The 1,353-nt window shown below is 42.9% G+C and carries 2 protein-coding genes; both read left to right on the plus strand.

The window, feature by feature from the left end:
• The coding region (locus EZ444_RS27055) for a helix-turn-helix domain-containing protein (protein WP_131613009.1) at positions 1-529 on the plus strand (529 nt) is incomplete at its 5' end.
• A partial coding sequence (locus tag EZ444_RS27060) for an IS3 family transposase (RefSeq protein WP_131613010.1) occupies positions 526-1,353 on the plus strand: 828 nt, incomplete at its 3' end. The genes EZ444_RS27055 and EZ444_RS27060, both read left to right, overlap by 4 nt.

The following is a 1,353-nucleotide window of genomic DNA, read 5'->3' on the forward strand; positions in this document are numbered from 1 at the left end:
AACGGAATTTCTTTATTCCTCTCGTAGGAATAATAAACAGCGCTTTGATAAGCGTTTAATAGCGCATATTGTTGATCTGGCGGAACAAGGCGTTCCTCGCAGAGATCTGGTAAATGATTATGGTATGAGCCCCGGTACGCTCATTGATTGGATAGCCAAATATGGTTCAGGCATAGCCAAGCACAAGCGTTATACCGCCGGAGAAAAGCGGTCGGTCATCCGGGCTATAAAAGCAGGAATGAGCGTTAAGCAGGCTCAGATTGCCTTTAAGATTTCTTATCCGAGTGTAATACGTGGCTGGATGAAGGAATTTAAAGAAGAAAATGACGATCTTAGCCTTATCAAAGCTGAAGAAGTGGCTAAAAAAACAGTAGATCCTTCCGACAATGCAGAACTCAAAGCCTTGAAAAAGGCTTTGGAAGAAGCCAATTTAAAAATCCGTGCCCTGGATACCATGATCGATATTGCTGAAGAACAACTTAAAGTTAATATCAGAAAAAAGTCTGGTGCCAGGCAGTCATCAAAATGAAGCAGGACTTTCCCAAATTAGGGATCAAGTTGCTGTGCAGACTGTTTGGCAAGACAAGACATGCTTATTACGATCACCAATGGCGGGTGCAGGACCTTGGCCTAAAAGATGAGATCGTTTTGCAGCATGTACTTGATATTCGTAAGAAACAAAACAGAATAGGTACTTTAAAGCTGCATTATATGTTACAGCAACCATTGGAGCAACATGGCATTAAAATTGGGCGGGACTACCTTTTTGACTTGATGAGGGAACATGGCCTGCATATCAGGAATCGCAGAAGAAAAATAGTCACCACCAATTCAAGGCATTGGATGCAAAAGTATAGCAATCTGATCAAAGGACTGGTAATCAATGGTCCAGAACAGGTCTGGGTAAGTGATATCACTTATATTCAGCTTAGAAAGCAATGGGGCTACCTGAGTCTGATCACGGATGCTTATTCTAAAAAGATCATGGGTTGGGCTTTCCGCAAAGATCTCTCTGCTCAAGGTTGCATTGATGCCTTAGGGATGGCTATAGCTGATCGGAAATATCCCGCGCACAAGCTTATTCACCATTCTGACAGAGGGTCGCAATATTGTAGCAAAGGCTATGTAGAGTTACTCACAGGTGGAAATATTGCCGTAAGCATGACTGAAAATGGAGATCCCTATGAGAATGCAATCGCTGAACGGGTAAATGGGATCTTAAAAGCAGAGTTTGACCTGTATGGAGCCCAAACTGGCTTAAGGGAAACGACAAGAAAGATCAGGGACAATATACAAACCTATAATCAGATAAGGCCGCATGCCAGTTGTGATTATCTGACCCCGGAACAAGCG

The organism is Pedobacter hiemivivus, assembly GCF_004331685.1.
GTDB classification, from domain to species: Bacteria; Bacteroidota; Bacteroidia; order Sphingobacteriales; family Sphingobacteriaceae; genus Pedobacter; species Pedobacter hiemivivus.